The organism is Candidatus Bathyarchaeota archaeon, assembly GCA_026014685.1.
GTDB lineage: Archaea > Thermoproteota > Bathyarchaeia > Bathyarchaeales > Bathycorpusculaceae > Bathycorpusculum.
The window spans coordinates 77685-94045 of record JAOZHW010000003.1; the positions used below are offsets into that span (position 1 = coordinate 77685).

The window sequence follows — 16361 nt, forward strand, 5'->3', positions numbered from 1 at the left end:
CGCTACCTGAGGCATTAGAAATGAAGGATGAATGTGGCATATGCGGCAGAGTCATGCGCACCACCTACATGCGGCAGTGTCAACGCTGCAAGAAAATGTTCTGCCGCGACTGCATGACCCCAGATGTGGCGACAGGCGACCCTATGTCGATGCTATGCCTCCACTGTGCCCGACGCATCGTTTCCCCCAGAACCGTCAGCAAATACGCAGGTCTGGAAAGTCACCTCAAATTCCGAGCTGCATTCACGGATTTGGTTACGCTTAAGTTTGCACGCATCGACGGCTTAATCGGCAGCAACCTTCCGATGGCGGCTTACCGTGACCCGCTTTGGTGGAGTAACACTTCGTCGAGTGCGCATGCTAAGGCGTGGCTGGATGCGGGGTGGGAAGTGCAGGAAGTCAACCTCAAAGAGGGTACAGTGACTTTCAAAAAAGTCCGCACCTTGCCGCGTAAACCTAAAAAGAAAAGCCTCGAAATCACTCAGCCTTTCACTCCTGTTCCCGTGCGCCCTTTGCGGTCCTCAAAGAAACCCTCAAACACTAGAGTGTCAAAACTCTACGCTCGAATCAAAAACCTTGAACGCCAACGCAACATGCGCCAACCCATCAGGGGTATGAAGGGCAAGTCGCAGTATCAGAAGCGGCTTTTCAAGGAATAAAACCAAATAAGCCCCTTAGCGCTTAACAGTAAAGAGATACTTCATGCCTGAACGCACAGTAGATTTAGATGTTGTGCAAGCTTTCGAGAAACTCAAAACCCGCCTCACCGAGAAGGACTGCACAATAATCTCCGAAACCCCGCCCCATCAGCTTCTATTTGGACAGGGCTCGCTTTGGGGTATCATGCCTAAAACAGCTAAAAAAACCATAAACCTAACCCTACAATCAGAAGGCAACAAAACCAAAATATCTTTCACCAGCAAGTTAGCAAAAGACTGGAAAAACATCACCATCATCGGCTGCATCTTAGCGGCTGTTTTGGTGGCAGTGTGCGTTTGGATGGCGCTGGATTTGGGAGCTTTTCTGGGGGATGGCAACCCAAGCTTCTGGAGTTGGCTGGTAACCTCGCATGATCAAGTCGAATTCTCTGCAGGTGAAGCCTTCATCAACCTTGCATGGGGGCTAACAATTTTCCTCTCAGTAATCATCGCCCTAGAAGCCGCCGTTTACATCTACTGCCATGCAAAAATCGACACCTTCGCAGAAGAAACCCTCAGCACACTATCTTAAGCTATTTGTTTGCCGCATTTTTCACAGAACGCCGCGTAATCCTTGTTTCCTGCTCCACAGTGACTGCAAGTTTTTCCTTCGCCTTCAATGTTCTCTAAACTGGTTGAGGCAACGGGCGGTGGTGGAGACGCGGAAACTGATGCAGATGCGGCGGGTCTGGGGCGTCTAGCAGACCAAACTGTTAGAGCAATCGAAGCTCCAATCGCAAAAACAATCACCACAAACAACGCAGGATTCTCCGAAACCAAATTGAACGATAGAGGCATAACTGGCTGCAATGAGGGATCAGTTAAGTTGGTGTCGTCGGTTCGGGTCGGGGTGGGTCGCTGTGTAGGTCCAGAAGAAGTGACAGGTGCCTGTGTGGGGCTTGATTTCGGCGGCACCACAACAATGGTTGGGGTGTATTGTTTGGTTTCGTCTATATCGTAGAGGTATGCGCTTTTTCCTGTGAATTCGATGGGTAGCTGTCCAATTTTGAAGTTGTTGCCTGTGGTTTCACAGTAATAGTATGTTTTGTTTGAACCCACAGGGTGCTCCCAGTATGTGCCCCGTAAACCGCTACCTAAGATGCCCACGGCGTAGTGGTTTGTTGGGTTTATGTAGATGGTGCCAAAACCCATGATGATGGTTAAAGTTGCAAAGAGAATCGAGGTGTCTTCACAGTCACCGCCGTCGTCTACCAACGTTTCGATGGGGAACCTTGGATACTCATTGTACCCTGCGGTTACGTTGTCGGAGGTGTAGGGTAAACTCTGCACAAACGCTAAGACGAAGCTGACTTTGTCATAGGAGCCATACCCCATTTGGGTGGCGGTTTCGTTGAGTTTGTCAGCCAGCATTCTTACATAGTGGTCATAAGTGGTAGTTAAAAAACCATAACCAACTGGGCCATCACGGGTTCGCCGATAGAGAGAAACCTGCTTGTAATCCTCATAGAGTTCTTTGGGGATGTTTAAAGTCCAAGTCCAATGGTGACCATCGTAGTCCCAAGCAAAATTCTTCTCGATGTACTCAACATTTTGGGCGCCTACAGGCATGGAGCAAATCATGGAGGAAGCTATAATGAAGACTAAGGTTACGGTTACGGAGACTTTTAGGGGCCTTAACTTGAGGCTATTCATCTTTTGATCCTTTGCCTTCTATGATGAAACCTCTAGGGTTTAAAAGTTCTCCCAAACCAAACTTTTTAGGGAACTGTTCAACGCGACCAAGTAATCAAGCTGACGCAGGAAACCGCTACAAGACACGCCAAAACCGCCACCAAAACATAGGAGAAAGCAGCCAAAACCGAAAGGACACCCAACACCACTGGAACAGGCAACAAAACAGCGTAAAGAAAAACAACCAAACCCAACCTGTTGCCCACGCTTCCCTTTTTGAGGTTTCCTCTGCCGAAGAAAACCCCTGCTAACCTGCCAAACCCGCTGGTGCACGATTTGCAGTTGTAGCAGCTGCTGCAGCCAAGCCGCCGCAGAATAACAAAAACCATAAACGCCAAAAAACCAAGGTACAGCCAACCGTACAGTTGGTTATAAAATCCCACAGTTAAGGCAGCAAGCAGCACCCAAGCCAGCAGTGCCAAGTTGGATGTAACCAGAAAGTTGCGGTTGAAATCCAGTTTTTCTTCACTCAAAAATTTGTCCAGCTTAGCTTGGTTTCTCTGGGGAGGGTGGTTTCTGTTTTATTATGCCGTAACTCTGTTTCTTCCATGCGTCACGGAACTTGTTGTAGTAATCTACGCCTTGAAACACAGGTGCATAGGCAAGTTCCCATTCTAAGCCGCATTTGCAGACTGCGTATGCTTTTTTGTTTTTTGTGTCCACGAACATTTGGAGGACTTCTTTGCGGCATTTTGGGCAGTAGTAGGGGCCGTTGACCATCTGTTTTGCGTCTTTGGTTAGGATTTTCATGCGGCTGGCAGCGATTTTATGCAGGTCCTTGTCGGAACTCATGTTTAAGTTGGTGTACGTAGAGTTAGATATAGTATTCCATTTTTGAACCGAAAATTTGTCTATCAATATTGGTGTCGGCTTGTTTGATTGTTCCACGGGAAGTTGAGGTTATAATATTCTCTGTCCATGCCACTGCAGAGTATTGTTATACAATATTGACAGGTTTATGTTAGCAATCAAGGCAGACTTTTTTAGTGTTTATCCGTGTTTTTTGTATGATAAATGTTAAATAGGTTCATATCGGGGCAAGTTTTCATCAAACTTGGAGAGTTGGCAGGGTAAATGGCTGCGTGTCCCAACTGCGGAGAAGAAGTCGAGAAACCCTCAAAAGTCTTAAAGAACCGCTTTTTCAGTGTAGAACGCTACAACTGCGAAAAATGTCACTTTATGTTCAAAAAAACCAGCTAAACCACACCCGTGGAGTCAGCATAAAAGCAGATTAACGCTGCAGTTGGCGTATCCTCTATCAATGTATCCTTCAGCGGCTTTTTTCATAAACTCGTACTCGCTTTCAAAAACAAAGTTGTAACTCAACAAATCCAAAAACAGGTGCCCTAACGCCACCCTCAAGAAATCCGTAAGCTCCGCCTCATCAGTTGAGCCGCTTTTCTTTACAATCCACTCCTTAACCTCTTCGACGTTGATGTTTGCGTAAATGCGGCGGCCTCTTTCTTGGTTGAAACTACCCATCCAGTCATGGACTATGGTGTAGTCTTTGTTGCTGATGGTTCCTGTTCGTCGGAGGTAGTCGTCGAAGACTAAATGGAGTCTGGTCTGGGGCACGCCAAATCACGTATTGGGCAGATAAGTTGTAATGTGATGTGATTTAATTTAACTATTATGAATTTGAAATATTCTTGTAGCTCAATGTGTTTTGATGAATTTTAAACGATAAAAGCCCGCATTTTAACGGTTGATGGGTTAATCCCCATGTTGGCGCCCTCATTAGAAAGGGACTGCAATAAACTTAAATTACGCTTAGCTAATGGAAATACAGCAATATTGTATGCGGCCGTCGTCTAGTCTGGTTTAGGACTTTAGCCTTCCAAGCTAATGATCCCGGGTTCAAATCCCGGCGACCGCACCAACCACCCTTGCTTAGCGGCTTTATTTAAAGGGAGGAGGTCTTGGTAGAGCAACAAAGAATACTTGTTTACATTCGGTATTGTTTGAAGAGACCGTTTAACAGTCGCAAAGCCAACTTTGAGGGAGCGAAAAGGTGAAATGTCACAGTGAATAATACAGAGGCAGGTGAAATTTGATGAGTGAGCAACCAAACATGGCAACCATCCAACTAAACGGTGATAAACAGAACTTCATCATCGACAAAAAAGACTTCAAAACCGGAAGCAGAGGCTACTATGGAACAGGTAAAATGGTGGCTGGCGGCAAAAAATACCAAATCAGCATCCAAGTAGTCGAAATCGGCTCAAAACCGAAACCAGAAGAAAAGAAAAAATAATTACCCTTTTTTAGTTTACGGCAAAACCGCCGCGTTAACTATAACAACTTCTTTTAGGGGACGGTCGTTTCGGTTGGTCGCCACTTTCCCGATTGCGTCAACCACATCCATTCCAGAGATGACTTTGCCGAATTGGGGGTGCTTGGTGTCAAGGTAATTGTTGTTGACTATGTTTATGAAGAATTGGCTGCTGCCCGTGTTCGGTCCCGCGTTTGCCATGGCGATGGTGCCTCGGTCGTTGCGGTTTTTGCGTGTGAACTCGTCTTTGATTTCGGGTATGGCGGGGTCGCCGTATCCTGTTCCTGTGGGGTCGCCGCCTTGAATCATGAATTCGTCGATGACGCGGTGAAATATGGTGCCGTTATAGGTGCCTTTTGAGACGAGGTTTTTGAAGTTGCCTGTTGTTATGGGCATGTCGTTTCGGAGCTGGATGGTTATGTCGCCCATGTTGGTGTGAAGCAAGATTTTAGTTCCATTTGTATACTCGTTTTCTGCCATAATAATCGCCTATACCAAATAACTATGACTGCTATTATGCCTATTGTTTAGGTTTATAAGGAAAAAATTTTAGATAAAAAAATTGAAACGGTTAGCTAACTATTGATGCACGTATAATGGTGACTGGATTGACAGGTAAACTCATTTCACCATTCATAGCAGGGTTTTCAGTTACGGGTGCATTAGCTATTGCGTCAACAACATCTTGACCTGCAATTACCGTTCCAAACACCGTGTATGTGTCGTCGAAGCCTGCGTATCGTTTAACTCCACTGTTATCCACGGTGTTTATGAAGAACTCGCTTGTGGCAGAATTCGGTTGACTGGTTTTCGCCATGGCTATAGTGTATTTGGTGTTGTGGTTGTCGGTGCCTATTTCATCTTTTATAGGTGCAACATAGCTGTTTACTCGTCCGCCTTGAATCATGAAACTCGAAATCACTCGGTGGAAGGTTGTGTTGTCGTATTTGCCTTCTTTGACCAGATTGATAAAGTTGCCTGACGTGATGGGTTTGTCGGTTCTTAAATCTATGGTTATGTTTCCTGCGGTGGTTTGAAGTAAAACTTTAGTTGGAGCAATCGATGCCGGAGCGGAGTTAAACAACCCTGAACCAGCTAACACCCCAAAAACTATAACAACCACTGCTATGACGCCGAGTGCTATCCAGGTGGATTTGTTGGAGTTGCGTTTCTGCAGTTGCTTTTTAGGTGGCAGGTTTTTTTTCTTGTGTTTTGGAGCCATGCCTCTGTAGTCTTCTGCTTTTCATATAAAATTTTTCCCCAATCACTATAGAGAATCAGGTTAAGCTCTTTGAAATCACGCGACGTCTCTGCGCAGAGGTCCCCTCCCTTATTTAAAGGGTAAACGCAGGGTGGACTGGGGTTGTTGATTTGGTAGCGGGGAATAGATTTGAACTATTGATCTCTGGGTTATGAGCCCAGCGGGTTGATCCTGGCTACCCCACCCCGCTACGTTTCTGTATACCTAAAACGGTTGGGTGCAACTATTACTTGAAATGTCGAATATTAATAGTTTCTTTTTCGTTGCTCAGCAAAAGCATTTTAGTGTCGAATATATCTCATAGGCTGGATGAAACTCGATGGATAAGCCGTATCTACGTAAACTTTCAAACCCCACCCTAGACAACCCAATCTTCGTACAGGGCTTACCCGGATTCGGCAACGTGGGGCGTATTGCGGCTCATCTGCTGATAAAATTCTGCGACGCCAAACCCTTCGCCGAACTCTACTCACCTTCATTCCCCGATTACATCTCCATAACCACCAAAGGCATCGCACATCTACCCCGCTACGAATTCTACTATGCACCTATGGAGAAAAACAACCTCGTAATCATGACTGGCGAAATCCAGCCTAGCTTCGACGACGTCGTAGCCCATTACATGGTTTGCGAGTCAGTGATTGATTTTGTGCAGGAAATAGGCTGCCAATTTCTAGTTACCATGGGCGGCGTCCCCATAACTGAGGACAAAACACAGGTGTTCATAGCTGCCACTTCGCCCCGTTTAGCGACAGAATTCATGGAAAAAGGCGGCGTCATCTACAGCAAAGGCCGAATCGTCGGCGGCACAGGTTTAACTTTGGCGTTGGCTAAGGAACGTAAAATCGACGGCGTCAGCCTATTGGGCACAACAATGGGTTTCAAGGCTGATAAGGGCGCTGGTTTTCTAGTTTTCAAGTTTTTGATGAAGGCGTTGGGAAAAGAGATAAAAGAAGGTTTGGCTGAAAACAATCAGCCTGAAGAGCAATAAGGTGCGCGATGGGATGACACAAACTGAAAACCTGCAAGTAAGCGGTATGGATTCAAAATTCTCCAAAATAGCCTTAACCCTTTTGACTGTTCTGTTGCTCTTTTTAGGTCCAACATACGTTCCGTACCTATTGACTAGCGTGGGCTTAGAATACTTTGCTTCCATCGGGTTGGGCTTTGTGTTCTTTGTCGTTGGCTTAGTTATGCTGGTTTATTTGATCCGCAAAAAAGTCATAACCTAAACTTTTTCCGTTTTTAGAAATTTTGCCTCAGATACCCTAGAGTGCATCATTCAATCAGCTTTTTAGATTCTTCATCGGCACCAAACAAGGACTAAACCTGTTTAATTAACCATTTCTTCTAAGCCCAAAAGAAGCACGTCTATCGGTAAGCTATCCCCATACGTTTCATGAAATCCAAAACTTGCTCGTATTCGACGAGGAACTGCCTGCCTTTATCTGTAAGTTTGCATGAAGTTTGATCTTCAATTAAACCTAAATCACAAAGTTCACTGATGTAGGTTTTTAACCTGTCAAAAGGAACATTGATATGCACTTGAACTCGAGTTAACACTATTTTTTCTTCTTTGCTTTCAGCTTGGAGTACCGCCAAGAGGTCGCCATAGATTTTTAATCGATCTCTACGCGCGATTTTTTTCAACTAATTCCCCTTTTGACGCAATGGAAGGACTTGCAAGATATTATCAGAAATATCGCTAAACCCATCCAGCGAATCGCCAAAGCTGACCACCAAGCCGTCATGCTTGCATCTAAAGCATAGATTATCAAAGCATACTGGCTTACTGCGAGGAAAATGTAGCCGAAGGGTATCCACAGGGTTCCCGGGTCAGGTTTTTCAATATGACTTCTTAATGTATGAGCACAAAGATAAACAAGACATACAAGGTTAAACACCCTTGTAAACGAGCTTGTAAGTGAATAGCTTGGTAGGTCAACGACTGGAATGTTTGTAATTACAAAGAAAGTCAACAGAGAGGCAAGTAGAAGCACCAACGTAACGTTCCAAAGTTTTCTTCTGCTGTTTTCTACGCTTTTTCTAGAGAAATAGTAGGTTACACAGAGGAACACAAAAGCGTAGCTTCTTAGGATAAGTTGAAAGTATATTGTTCCGTTACCAAACAAGTACGGTTGATAATATACCAGAGCGGATAGTGCGTAGGTTGCTCCGAGGAATCCAAATCCAAGTGGAAGTCCAAGGTAGCGGCTTTCCTTGGTGAATTGGTATGGTTTAACCATGAATCTGACAAGAATAAAGCATATCACTGCTGAGGTAACTTCGTAGGCAATTCGGAATGTTTGTAACTCATAAGGATCCATTGACCAATTCACCGAGTTTTGTGTTTTTAACAATCTTGTCTGGTTTAACTAATATTTTGCCCTCACGATAGGTGAGTGCCGCAAATGTTATCACCATCCACCTCAACAAAAAAACCTTCATTGATATGCTAAACCCATACGTTTCATGAAATCAAGTACACTTTCGTATTCCTTTAGGTACTGTTTGCCTTTTTCCGTTAGCTTCAATGAATTTTCATCCTCAATTAAGCCCAATCCACCCAGCTCAGTAATGTACGTTTTTAAGCGGTCAAAGGGAACGTTTAATCTCACTTGAACGCGTGTTAGGACAACTTTGTCTTTGCCTGTTTCCTCGTTTAGTATGGAGAGGAGGTCTCCGTAAATTTTTAGTTTATCCCTACGAGCGATCCGCTTCATCGATTCCTCCCCTCTTTGTTGCCCTATAGAATGTTCGATACGCCACGTACAGAAAGACCGCTAAAGCGATAAGGCGGGCTGTTAAGCCACCTACAAAAGCGACCCCGTAAAGATAGTTCTCGTCTGCAGCCCTGATTAACTGTGAATACTGACTTACCGAGAGCATTATAAATCCTAGCGGTATCCAAATCGTGGTTGGATCTAGAGATTTTAGGTGACTTCTAAGCGTATGGACGCAAATGTACGCTAAGCAAACTAAGGCAAGTATTCTGAGGAAGATGCCAAAGCCTGCAGTTATCCCCAAAGCCAAGAGGGGCGCGCTAAACAGCCACAAAAACCAAGTTGTTAAGCCGACTATTATTGCGCTAAGAATAATTACCCAGATGAAGCGGCTGTTTTTTGAGGGTTTTTTTGAGAAATAATATGTGAACGCGAGAAACACAAATGCGAATGTTCTCATGACAACTGAGACAGTTCCCAACCCATTTATCGGGTAAATGATTCCTATGGCTAGGATTGTTTCTGCGACACCAAGAAAGCCGAATCCGAGTGGTAAGCCAAGGTATCTTTCTTCTCTTGTGAGGCCATAGGGCTTTATCATGTACCTTAAGAGAATAAAGTACATTACTGCTGACGCTATCTCGATTGCAAACCTAGGAGCCTCATACATGGTGCTAATTTATTTAAGGTTTGACGCTTATTTTGTTTTTCCCTAATTGAAACTTTTCTGTATTTAATTCATTGATTATTTGGTTTACGCACATTAAGTGAGTTAGGGCATACTAAACTGCCTTTGAAAAACGTAAAATTTTCCTCAGAATTCAGCGTGTGTTGCCTTATCATTTAATGCTTAACTATTTTTGTAAGGTCGGCGTTTGTTCATTAAAAAATATGTCACATCGCTTATAGTAATTGTTGGTTTTTGGGAGTCAATGTCTGCTTAGCGTTTCTTTTTTGTCCTGTCAGTGGTCGGTTGGAGGATTTGGAGGATTATTTAACTTTCCTCACGATAGGTGAGTGAGTCTTATAACTGCTTTTCGTTAACTTGCATGAATACAAAGGAGAAATAAAAATGCAAAATGAAAATCAATCTGCAAAAAAGAAAATATACTTTTCAATCGCAGCTCTTCTAATGCTGTCAATGGCTATTCCATTGACTACCCTACAAACAGCTAGTGCTCACACACCAGCATGGCAAATCGTTTCATATGCATACATTTCTGCAGCTCCAAGCCCAGTTGGCGTAGGCCAAGAAGTCTACGTATTCGTATGGGTTGACACACCCTTCGCAGGCGCATTAGTAACAAACGACATTCGACGGCACAACTATAAACTTGTAATCACAGACCCAGACGGCCAAAACTCAACTCAAACTTGGGCTAGAGTTGAAGACACCACAGGTGTCCAAGCATACTCATTCACACCAAACAAAGTCGGAAACTACACATTGTCATTCTACTATCCAGGTGAAAAATACGTCTGGAACACCGTTAACACTCCAGGACTTTCAGCAGCAAACGCTCTCTTCGAAAACGACACATTCCTCCCAGCTTCAGCAATAAGAACCCTCGAAGTAACCGAAGAACAAGTACCACCACCTTCAAGCGGCGCTCCACTTCCAACTGAATACTGGACACGACCTATAAACGGCCAAAACAGTAACTGGTACGTAATTTCCTCTAACTGGCTAAACGCCCCCTACATCCGCTCAGGCGCTACTTCAACTGGCGGTGCAGGATACGGCAGATTCCAAAAAGACGGCGCAGGCCCAGAAACATCCCACATAATGTGGACTAAACCCATACAATGGGGCGGTGTCGTCGGCGGAACCAACACCATGAACTTAGGTGAAGGCTACTACACAGGCAGCTCCTACAACCCAAGATTCGCAAACGCAATCATCATGCACGGAACTCTCTTCTACCAAGAGCCATGGGGCAACTCAGGCGGAGGCGGCGACTACGTTTCAGTAGACCTGCTAACAGGTAAAGAGAACTGGCGCATAAATACAACCGCTACAGGCGTAAACCTAACACCAAGCTTTGGCTACCTATACGGCTTTGAAGACGGCAACCAGCATGGTGTATTACCAAACGGTTTACTCATCGCATCCACAACAGCTTACACTGGTCTTGGCACAGTTTGGAGAGCATATGATGCCCGAACAGGTGTACTAACAAACTTCAACCTAACCAACGTTCCCTCAGGCTCAGCAGCATCAGCCACACTGGCAGCTAACTCCGCAAACGGTGCATCAGCAGCAGGTCCAAGAGGCGAATACCTAATCTACTCATTAACCAACCTCGGCACCACAGCAAACCCAAGCTACTATCTAATGCAGTGGAACTCTTCCAAGTATCATCAACTCGCAGCAGGCCAAATCGGCGCAGGCAACTGGTATCCATCTTCAGCAAACCCAGGATTCAACGCAACCGATGTCCGTATGTACGACTGGAATGTATCCCTGCCAACTGTTAAAGGGCAAGGTTGGACGATCTTTAGAGACGCTATCGTCGGTGATCGTATACTCCTCGTCCAAGGTAGCATGGGAACAGGTCCAAGAACAGAAGGCTTCGGCGCAAACATAACTGCAGTAAGCGTTAACCCAGACAGCAAAGGCCAAATCCTCTGGACAAAGTACTACGCACCAGCTCCTGGAAACGTAACTAGAGCAATCATAGCAGTCGACGCAGAAGCAGGCACATTTGTCACAGAAGACAAAGAAACCCTACAACTAAACGGTTTCAGTCTCGCCAACGGAAACCACGTTTGGACAGCAGAAACTCCAGTCGTTGAATGGGATACTCTTCGAAGAGACACCCTTAGCGCGTATGGTAAACTATACGCTGCAGGCTACGACGGCATAGTTTACTGCTATGACGACGCAACAGGCAAATTACTATGGACTTATGGCAACGGCGGTCCAGGTAACTCCACTTTCGCAGGCTTAGACACAGTCTACGGACACTACCCAGTATTCATCGACGTCATCGCAGACGGCAAAGTCTACATCGGAACAACCGAGCACTCACCCGACCAACCACTCTACAAAGGCTCAATATACGCATGCATGAACGCAACCACCGGCGAAGAAATCTGGACCCTAACAGGTATGGGCTCCGGTATGTACGTCGGACAAAACGACCTCGTCGCAGACGGCTACTTCGTATTCCTAAACATCTACGACATGCAGATCTACACACTCGGCAAAGGTCCAAGTAAACTAACCGTTGAAGCACCTCTCGCCGCAGTAACTGAAGGTCAAAGCATAGTCATCCGCGGAACCATAACCGACATCTCAGCTGGCACAAAACAGAACGAGCAAGCAGCTAGATTCCCCAACGGCGTTCCATGTGTCTCTGACTCAAGCATGCAAGGTTGGATGGAATACGTCTACATGCAGCAAGCATGCCCAACAGACGTAACAGGCGTCCAAATCAACCTCGCAGTCTTAGACGCTAACGGCAACTACCGAAACATCGGCACAACCACAAGTGACGGAAGCGGAACCTACAGCTACCAATGGAAACCAGACATCCCGGGCAAATACGTAGTAGTTGCAACCTTTGCAGGCACAAACGCATACTATGGTTCATCAGCCCAAACTGCTTTTGCAGTTGACGAAGCCCCAGCAACTCCAACTCCACAAGCCACACAACCTCCATCAGCAGCTGACCTCTACATCCTCCCCGGCATTGCAGGCATAATCGTCACCATTATCTTGGTCGGCGCAGCCATAATACTCCTGCAAAGAAAACGCCCATAAATCAAGAAAAGACTAAAATCCTCTCTCTTTCTTCTTTTTTTAGTTGCAAGCAGCCCAAAAATGAATTTTAGGGCATTCTGCAGGGTTAATGTGGTTTTTTAGGGTTTTTTGTGGCTTCTTTAACTTTGCTCACGATAGGTGAGTGAATCTTATTAGCCGTTAAGCGCCTCTAAGGTAGTCACAAAATAGGAGAAAGAAAAAACATGAAAACTCAAAAAACATTAGCCTTAATTGCGTTTGTACTAATCGCAAGCATGGCCATAACAGCAATTTCAGCGCCATTCGCAAAAGCACAAACTTCAGGTCAAATGAAATCCTTTGCATACCTCATCGTCGAACCCAATCCAGTCGGCGTAGGCCAAACAACCTACGTCGCCATGATGGTTGATGTGCCACTACCTGGATCGTCCGAAGCAAACGACATCAGAAGACATAACTACAAACTAACCATTACCGCACCAGACGGTAAAGTAACGACAAAAACATGGGCAGTAGTTGCAGATACTACAGGTGTCCAGTCAACTGCATTCACACCCGATCAAGTAGGTAACTACACCTTCTTCTTCGAATACCCAAACCAAAACTACACATGGACCACAGGAACCTACCTTGTTAACACAGCATACACTGGCGTTATCTTCCTAGGTTGCAACGCAACAGCAACTCTCACTGTCCAAGAAGATCCAGTTCCATACACCGCAAACTCACCTCTTCCAACTGAATACTGGACAAGACCCATCTACGGCGAAGACTCAAACTGGTACGTAGTCGGTTCACATTGGCTCGGCAGTGGCAGTTCCTATACTGCAGCTAGCAGCAACTACTTTGGTTCATTCCAACAAGGCGGTATGAACCTCTGGCAGCAAGGTGGAACCGGCCCAGATAGTCCACACATTGTCTGGACAACTCCACTTGAAGACGGAGGCGTCGTCGGCGGAATCAACACTGGTATCGAGGGAGCAACCTTCTACTCAGGCGGTTCATATGAAGGCAGATTCCAAAACGCACTCATAGTCAACGGCAGATTATACTACAAAGCACCCCTAAGCGACCAAGTCAGCGTTACTGCGACTGGCGGAGGCGCTTACATATGCAGAGACTTACGTACAGGCGAAATCATCTGGACAAATGACAACATAAACCCAACATTCGGCGAACTCTACTGCTATGAATCACCCAACCAACACGGAGTAATTCCAAACGGCTACCTATGGCAAGCAGTAACCCCTTCAGGGTCAGTAACAAACCAAACATGGATTGCTTGGGACGCTCTAACCGGTAAATGGCTATTTAACATCACCGACGTTCCAGTAACCTCAGCAACCACAACCCCCAACATGTCAAGTGCAATCGCTTACACAAATCAAGGTGAAATTGTCAAATACATCCTAAGTTACAACCGAACAGCAAAGACTGGTTGGTTGGCGCTTTGGAATTGGACTTGTGCCCAGGGAGTACCACCAACTACGACCGGTACTGGTGGTGTTCAAGCAGGCATGAATGGAACAGGCACCAACTTCCTACAATTCCGACCCGTCGGCAAAGTCATCAATGCAAGCACCGCATACTCATGGAACGTCACCATAACAGCAGACTTAACCGGTACGCTTTCATCACAAGTTCCGACAATCCAGTATGTACTACCAGGAGATATACTGCTTGGAACAACGCCATCTTTAGCACCAGGTGTTCTATCCTTAAGAGGTACAGTTGACCCGTACCAAGTATGGACACTAAGCTTAGCTGAAGACAACAAAGGCGCACTACTCTGGAAGAAATCATACAATGCACCATCAGGTAACATGACACTCAACCTCGGCCCAATCGATCCAGTAAACCGCGTTTGGACAACAACCACAGCAGAAGACATGCAATACCAAGGCTACAGTCTAGCTAACGGAAACAAACTATGGGAAACCGACATGAAAGTCCGACCAATGCAATTCTTCAGCAGCGGCTCAGGTGCAGGTCAAAGATGTGTAACCGCATACGGAAACCTCTATACACAAGGCTTCGGCGGCGAAATCTTCTGCATCGACACAAACACAGGCAAAGTCGTCTGGAAATATAACAACACAAGCGGCGGCGTCGACACATCTTGGGGCTTAATCCCAACATTCATCGGCGTAATCGCTGACGGAAAAGTCTACGCCTTCAACAACGAACACTCACCAAACAGCCCGCTATACAAAGGCTACAGCATCTATTGCATCAACGCAACTACTGGCGAAGAAATCTACAAGATGCTCTCTTGGTCAGGCCAAACAGGCGGCCAAGGTCTAAGCACACAGATTCTAGCAGACGGAACATTAGTCTACTACAACTACTACGACAACCAACTCTACGCAATCGCTAAAGGTCCAAGCCAAACCACAGTAACAGCAGGACCGAAAGTAACCGAGCTAGGTCAAAAAGTCCTAGTTGAAGGTACAGTAATAGACATCTCAGCAGGCACAAAACAAACCGAGCAAGCAGCAAGATTCCCAAGCGGTGTTCCAGCAGTCTCTGACGCAAGCCAAGCAGCCTGGATGGAATACGTCTATATGGACCAGCCACGTCCAACAGACGCTACAGGTGTTCCAGTGACAGTTAGCGTAGTCGACCCCAACGGCAACTACTACGTTGTCGGCACAGCTACAAGTGACTCCAACGGCGCTTTCAAGGTTGTATTCACTCCAGAAGTACCAGGAGTATACACCGTGATGGCAAACTTTGCAGGCTCCGCTTCATACTATGGTTCACATGCAACAACAGCCGTCTACGTTGACGAAGCACACGCAACAGCAACTCCACAAGCAACAAAAGAACCAACAGCAGCTGACTTATACTTCGTACCCGCAATTGCAGGGCTATTCGTCTTAGTCATCATAGTACTAGCATTGCTAGTAGTTTTGATGATGAAAAAACGTCCATAAGGTGAAAACGTTGAATCAATCAACTTTCCCTCCTTTTCTTTGTTTGAATCTGGCTTTAGAAGCTGGGGCTGAGAGGGTTTCTGGTTTAAATTCACGATGTTGCGATCGTGGTTTTTCATTTTTCTTTTCTCCTTAAGAAGAATTATGACCCAGAAACCCCAGCAAACCCCCAAAAAACTGCTTTTATCTTGTTTCGAGGGTTTAGTTAGAATACACTTCCAGAATACATAAGGCATATAGGTTATAGCTAAAAGAATAATTTCTATGCAGGATAGCCGTTCTAGAATTCCCGAAGCTCTGAAAAGTGAAGAGGCTAAGCGCACAACCATAATTTTAGAGCCTGCAGAACGCGCATACGTAGAGCACCTTATCAAGGAGGGCAAGGAACCTGGCATAAAGGCCCTCATCTCGAAAATGCTTGACATCTACAAAAACCTAAACGTAGATGACTGGCAGTTCCCAGGCGAGTATTACTGTGGAATCAGCCGCATAGCAATCATAAACGTGGAACTCATAAACATCTTCACTCAGTACCTGCCTAAAGAAAAATTTCATGAAGTCGGATCACGCATGGGTGAAGCCCTTAAGGTTTCAATGCAATCTACCCTTGGTATAGACTCGTCAAACAAGGAAAATTGGGAAGCCATCTTTAAACGCCTAAAAATCCAAGGCTTAGGAGACTTATACTTAAAAGACCGCTTCCTCCTCATTAAGTCGCCTGTCATCAGCGAATGCGAAATATGGAAGGGCCTGCTTGAAGGCTTGTTAACTACTAAACTTGAAACCAAAAACGCTATGCCTCCACTGGTTTTCGAAATAAAACAGCATTAAGTAGCGCCTGTGCTTGTTCGACAGTTAAATATTGGTGGACAAGTTTTATATGGGAGACAGGTGTTGTGGTGTCGTTTAGTGACGTATGATGAGGGATTGCGTTCATACAAGGCGATTGCCTTCATTGAAAGCTTAACGAAAACATATTGTAAATTAGACGCAACCCCGCAGCGAAACGTTCTATCAAAAACAAAAAACCCCAG

Annotated in this window: 19 protein-coding genes and 2 tRNA genes; 10 read left to right on the forward strand and 11 right to left on the reverse strand. The window is 45.5% G+C overall.

All coding sequences use genetic code 11. From position 1 onward, the window contains the following. The first annotated feature begins 20 nt into the window (after nucleotides 1-20). Nucleotides 21-659 (forward strand): PHD finger domain-containing protein, encoded by a 639-nt coding sequence (locus NWE96_01615; GenBank protein MCW3982676.1) that lies wholly within the window; start codon nucleotides 21-23, stop codon nucleotides 657-659. Between the two features lie 43 nt (nucleotides 660-702). After that, entirely contained in the window at nucleotides 703-1230 is a 528-nt protein-coding gene (locus tag NWE96_01620; protein MCW3982677.1) for a hypothetical protein, read from the forward strand. Here NWE96_01620 and NWE96_01625 read toward each other — a convergent pair. The 3 genes from NWE96_01625 to NWE96_01635 all read right to left on the reverse strand — a co-directional run bounded on the left by NWE96_01625 (nucleotide 1227) and on the right by NWE96_01635 (nucleotide 3182). Then, nucleotides 1227-2351 (reverse strand): zinc ribbon domain-containing protein, encoded by a 1125-nt coding sequence (locus NWE96_01625; GenBank protein ID MCW3982678.1) that lies wholly within the window; start codon nucleotides 2349-2351, stop codon nucleotides 1227-1229. The two genes, NWE96_01620 and NWE96_01625, sit on opposite strands and share 4 nt — an antisense overlap. Before the next feature lie 77 nt (nucleotides 2352-2428). Continuing rightward, the gene (locus tag NWE96_01630; protein MCW3982679.1) at nucleotides 2429-2863 is read right to left on the reverse strand and encodes a hypothetical protein; all 435 of its coding nucleotides are present in this window, start codon (nucleotides 2861-2863) and stop codon (nucleotides 2429-2431) included. 13 nt (nucleotides 2864-2876) lie between these two features. Next, complete coding sequence (locus NWE96_01635; protein MCW3982680.1) at nucleotides 2877-3182, reverse strand: hypothetical protein; 306 nt, start codon at nucleotides 3180-3182, stop codon at nucleotides 2877-2879. Nucleotides 3183-3464: 282 nt separating this feature from the next. Here NWE96_01635 and NWE96_01640 point away from each other — a divergent pair, with 282 nt between their 5' ends. After that, entirely contained in the window at nucleotides 3465-3590 is a 126-nt protein-coding gene (locus tag NWE96_01640) for a hypothetical protein (GenBank protein ID MCW3982681.1), read from the forward strand. Nucleotides 3591-3605: 15 nt separating this feature from the next. Here the strand turns inward: NWE96_01640 and NWE96_01645 are convergent, their stop codons facing one another. After that, nucleotides 3606-3965, reverse strand: coding sequence for a hypothetical protein (locus NWE96_01645; protein ID MCW3982682.1), 360 nt, complete (start codon nucleotides 3963-3965; stop codon nucleotides 3606-3608). 225 nt (nucleotides 3966-4190) lie between these two features. Between NWE96_01645 and NWE96_01650 the strand changes: the two genes are divergently transcribed. After that, nucleotides 4191-4269 (forward strand) — tRNA-Gly (locus tag NWE96_01650). A 174-nt stretch (nucleotides 4270-4443) separates the two neighbouring features. Next, nucleotides 4444-4644 carry a hypothetical protein gene (locus tag NWE96_01655; GenBank protein MCW3982683.1) on the forward strand — a complete coding sequence of 67 codons (201 nt, stop codon included), beginning with the start codon at nucleotides 4444-4446 and terminating at the stop codon, nucleotides 4642-4644. Between the two features lie 15 nt (nucleotides 4645-4659). Here NWE96_01655 and NWE96_01660 read toward each other — a convergent pair whose 3' ends face one another. From NWE96_01660 to NWE96_01670, 3 genes are all read right to left on the reverse strand, one after another. After that, a complete protein-coding gene (locus NWE96_01660) occupies nucleotides 4660-5142 on the reverse strand; it encodes a peptidylprolyl isomerase (GenBank protein MCW3982684.1) in 483 nt (160 codons plus the stop codon). Between the two features lie 91 nt (nucleotides 5143-5233). Next, a complete protein-coding gene (locus NWE96_01665; GenBank protein MCW3982685.1) occupies nucleotides 5234-5884 on the reverse strand; it encodes a peptidylprolyl isomerase in 651 nt (216 codons plus the stop codon). A 150-nt stretch (nucleotides 5885-6034) separates the two neighbouring features. Then, nucleotides 6035-6113: transfer RNA gene (locus NWE96_01670), tRNA-Met, on the reverse strand. A gap of 129 nt (nucleotides 6114-6242) precedes the next feature. Here NWE96_01670 and NWE96_01675 point away from each other — a divergent pair. Both NWE96_01675 and NWE96_01680 read left to right on the forward strand, forming a co-directional pair. Continuing rightward, complete coding sequence (locus tag NWE96_01675) at nucleotides 6243-6914, forward strand: PAC2 family protein (GenBank protein MCW3982686.1); 672 nt, start codon at nucleotides 6243-6245, stop codon at nucleotides 6912-6914. Nucleotides 6915-6927: 13 nt separating this feature from the next. After that, the gene (locus NWE96_01680; protein ID MCW3982687.1) at nucleotides 6928-7155 is read left to right on the forward strand and encodes a hypothetical protein; all 228 of its coding nucleotides are present in this window, start codon (nucleotides 6928-6930) and stop codon (nucleotides 7153-7155) included. 139 nt (nucleotides 7156-7294) lie between these two features. On the opposite strand, the gene NWE96_01685 is transcribed toward NWE96_01680, so the two are convergent. The 4 genes from NWE96_01685 to NWE96_01700 form a co-directional block, all read right to left on the reverse strand. Further along, complete coding sequence (locus NWE96_01685; protein MCW3982688.1) at nucleotides 7295-7573, reverse strand: winged helix-turn-helix domain-containing protein; 279 nt, start codon at nucleotides 7571-7573, stop codon at nucleotides 7295-7297. Next, a complete protein-coding gene (locus tag NWE96_01690) occupies nucleotides 7570-8250 on the reverse strand; it encodes a hypothetical protein (protein ID MCW3982689.1) in 681 nt (226 codons plus the stop codon). Before NWE96_01690 ends, NWE96_01685 begins: the two co-directional genes overlap by 4 nt. A 117-nt stretch (nucleotides 8251-8367) precedes the next feature. Next, nucleotides 8368-8646 carry a winged helix-turn-helix domain-containing protein gene (locus NWE96_01695; GenBank protein ID MCW3982690.1) on the reverse strand — a complete coding sequence of 93 codons (279 nt, stop codon included), beginning with the start codon at nucleotides 8644-8646 and terminating at the stop codon, nucleotides 8368-8370. Continuing rightward, nucleotides 8627-9247 carry a hypothetical protein gene (locus NWE96_01700; GenBank protein MCW3982691.1) on the reverse strand — a complete coding sequence of 207 codons (621 nt, stop codon included), beginning with the start codon at nucleotides 9245-9247 and terminating at the stop codon, nucleotides 8627-8629. Before NWE96_01700 ends, NWE96_01695 begins: the two co-directional genes overlap by 20 nt. 471 nt (nucleotides 9248-9718) lie before the next feature. On the opposite strand from NWE96_01700, the gene NWE96_01705 reads away from it, so the two are divergent. From NWE96_01705 to NWE96_01715, 3 genes are all read left to right on the forward strand, one after another. Beyond that, nucleotides 9719-12412, forward strand: a complete 2694-nt coding sequence (locus NWE96_01705) for a PQQ-binding-like beta-propeller repeat protein (protein ID MCW3982692.1) — start codon at nucleotides 9719-9721, stop codon at nucleotides 12410-12412. A gap of 203 nt (nucleotides 12413-12615) precedes the next feature. Continuing rightward, nucleotides 12616-15327 (forward strand): PQQ-binding-like beta-propeller repeat protein, encoded by a 2712-nt coding sequence (locus NWE96_01710; protein ID MCW3982693.1) that lies wholly within the window; start codon nucleotides 12616-12618, stop codon nucleotides 15325-15327. 264 nt (nucleotides 15328-15591) lie between these two features. Further along, nucleotides 15592-16158: a hypothetical protein gene (locus NWE96_01715; protein MCW3982694.1), complete on the forward strand. Its 567-nt coding sequence runs from the start codon at nucleotides 15592-15594 to the stop codon at nucleotides 16156-16158. The last annotated feature ends 203 nt before the right edge of the window (nucleotides 16159-16361 follow it).

Coding starts and splice junctions, on each gene's coding strand:
- NWE96_01615 (MCW3982676.1), top strand. CDS start 21: ATGAAGGATGAATGTGGCATATGCGGCAGAGTCATGCGCACCACCTAC.
- NWE96_01620 (MCW3982677.1), top strand. CDS start 703: ATGCCTGAACGCACAGTAGATTTAGATGTTGTGCAAGCTTTCGAGAAA.
- NWE96_01625 (MCW3982678.1), bottom strand. CDS start 2,351: ATGAATAGCCTCAAGTTAAGGCCCCTAAAAGTCTCCGTAACCGTAACC.
- NWE96_01635 (MCW3982680.1), bottom strand. CDS start 3,182: ATGAGTTCCGACAAGGACCTGCATAAAATCGCTGCCAGCCGCATGAAA.
- NWE96_01640 (MCW3982681.1), top strand. CDS start 3,465: ATGGCTGCGTGTCCCAACTGCGGAGAAGAAGTCGAGAAACCCTCAAAA.
- NWE96_01655 (MCW3982683.1), top strand. CDS start 4,444: ATGAGTGAGCAACCAAACATGGCAACCATCCAACTAAACGGTGATAAA.
- NWE96_01660 (MCW3982684.1), bottom strand. CDS start 5,142: ATGGCAGAAAACGAGTATACAAATGGAACTAAAATCTTGCTTCACACC.
- NWE96_01665 (MCW3982685.1), bottom strand. CDS start 5,884: ATGGCTCCAAAACACAAGAAAAAAAACCTGCCACCTAAAAAGCAACTG.
- NWE96_01675 (MCW3982686.1), top strand. CDS start 6,243: ATGGATAAGCCGTATCTACGTAAACTTTCAAACCCCACCCTAGACAAC.
- NWE96_01680 (MCW3982687.1), top strand. CDS start 6,928: ATGACACAAACTGAAAACCTGCAAGTAAGCGGTATGGATTCAAAATTC.
- NWE96_01690 (MCW3982689.1), bottom strand. CDS start 8,250: ATGGATCCTTATGAGTTACAAACATTCCGAATTGCCTACGAAGTTACC.
- NWE96_01695 (MCW3982690.1), bottom strand. CDS start 8,646: ATGAAGCGGATCGCTCGTAGGGATAAACTAAAAATTTACGGAGACCTC.
- NWE96_01700 (MCW3982691.1), bottom strand. CDS start 9,247: ATGATAAAGCCCTATGGCCTCACAAGAGAAGAAAGATACCTTGGCTTA.
- NWE96_01705 (MCW3982692.1), top strand. CDS start 9,719: ATGCAAAATGAAAATCAATCTGCAAAAAAGAAAATATACTTTTCAATC.
- NWE96_01710 (MCW3982693.1), top strand. CDS start 12,616: ATGAAAACTCAAAAAACATTAGCCTTAATTGCGTTTGTACTAATCGCA.
- NWE96_01715 (MCW3982694.1), top strand. CDS start 15,592: ATGCAGGATAGCCGTTCTAGAATTCCCGAAGCTCTGAAAAGTGAAGAG.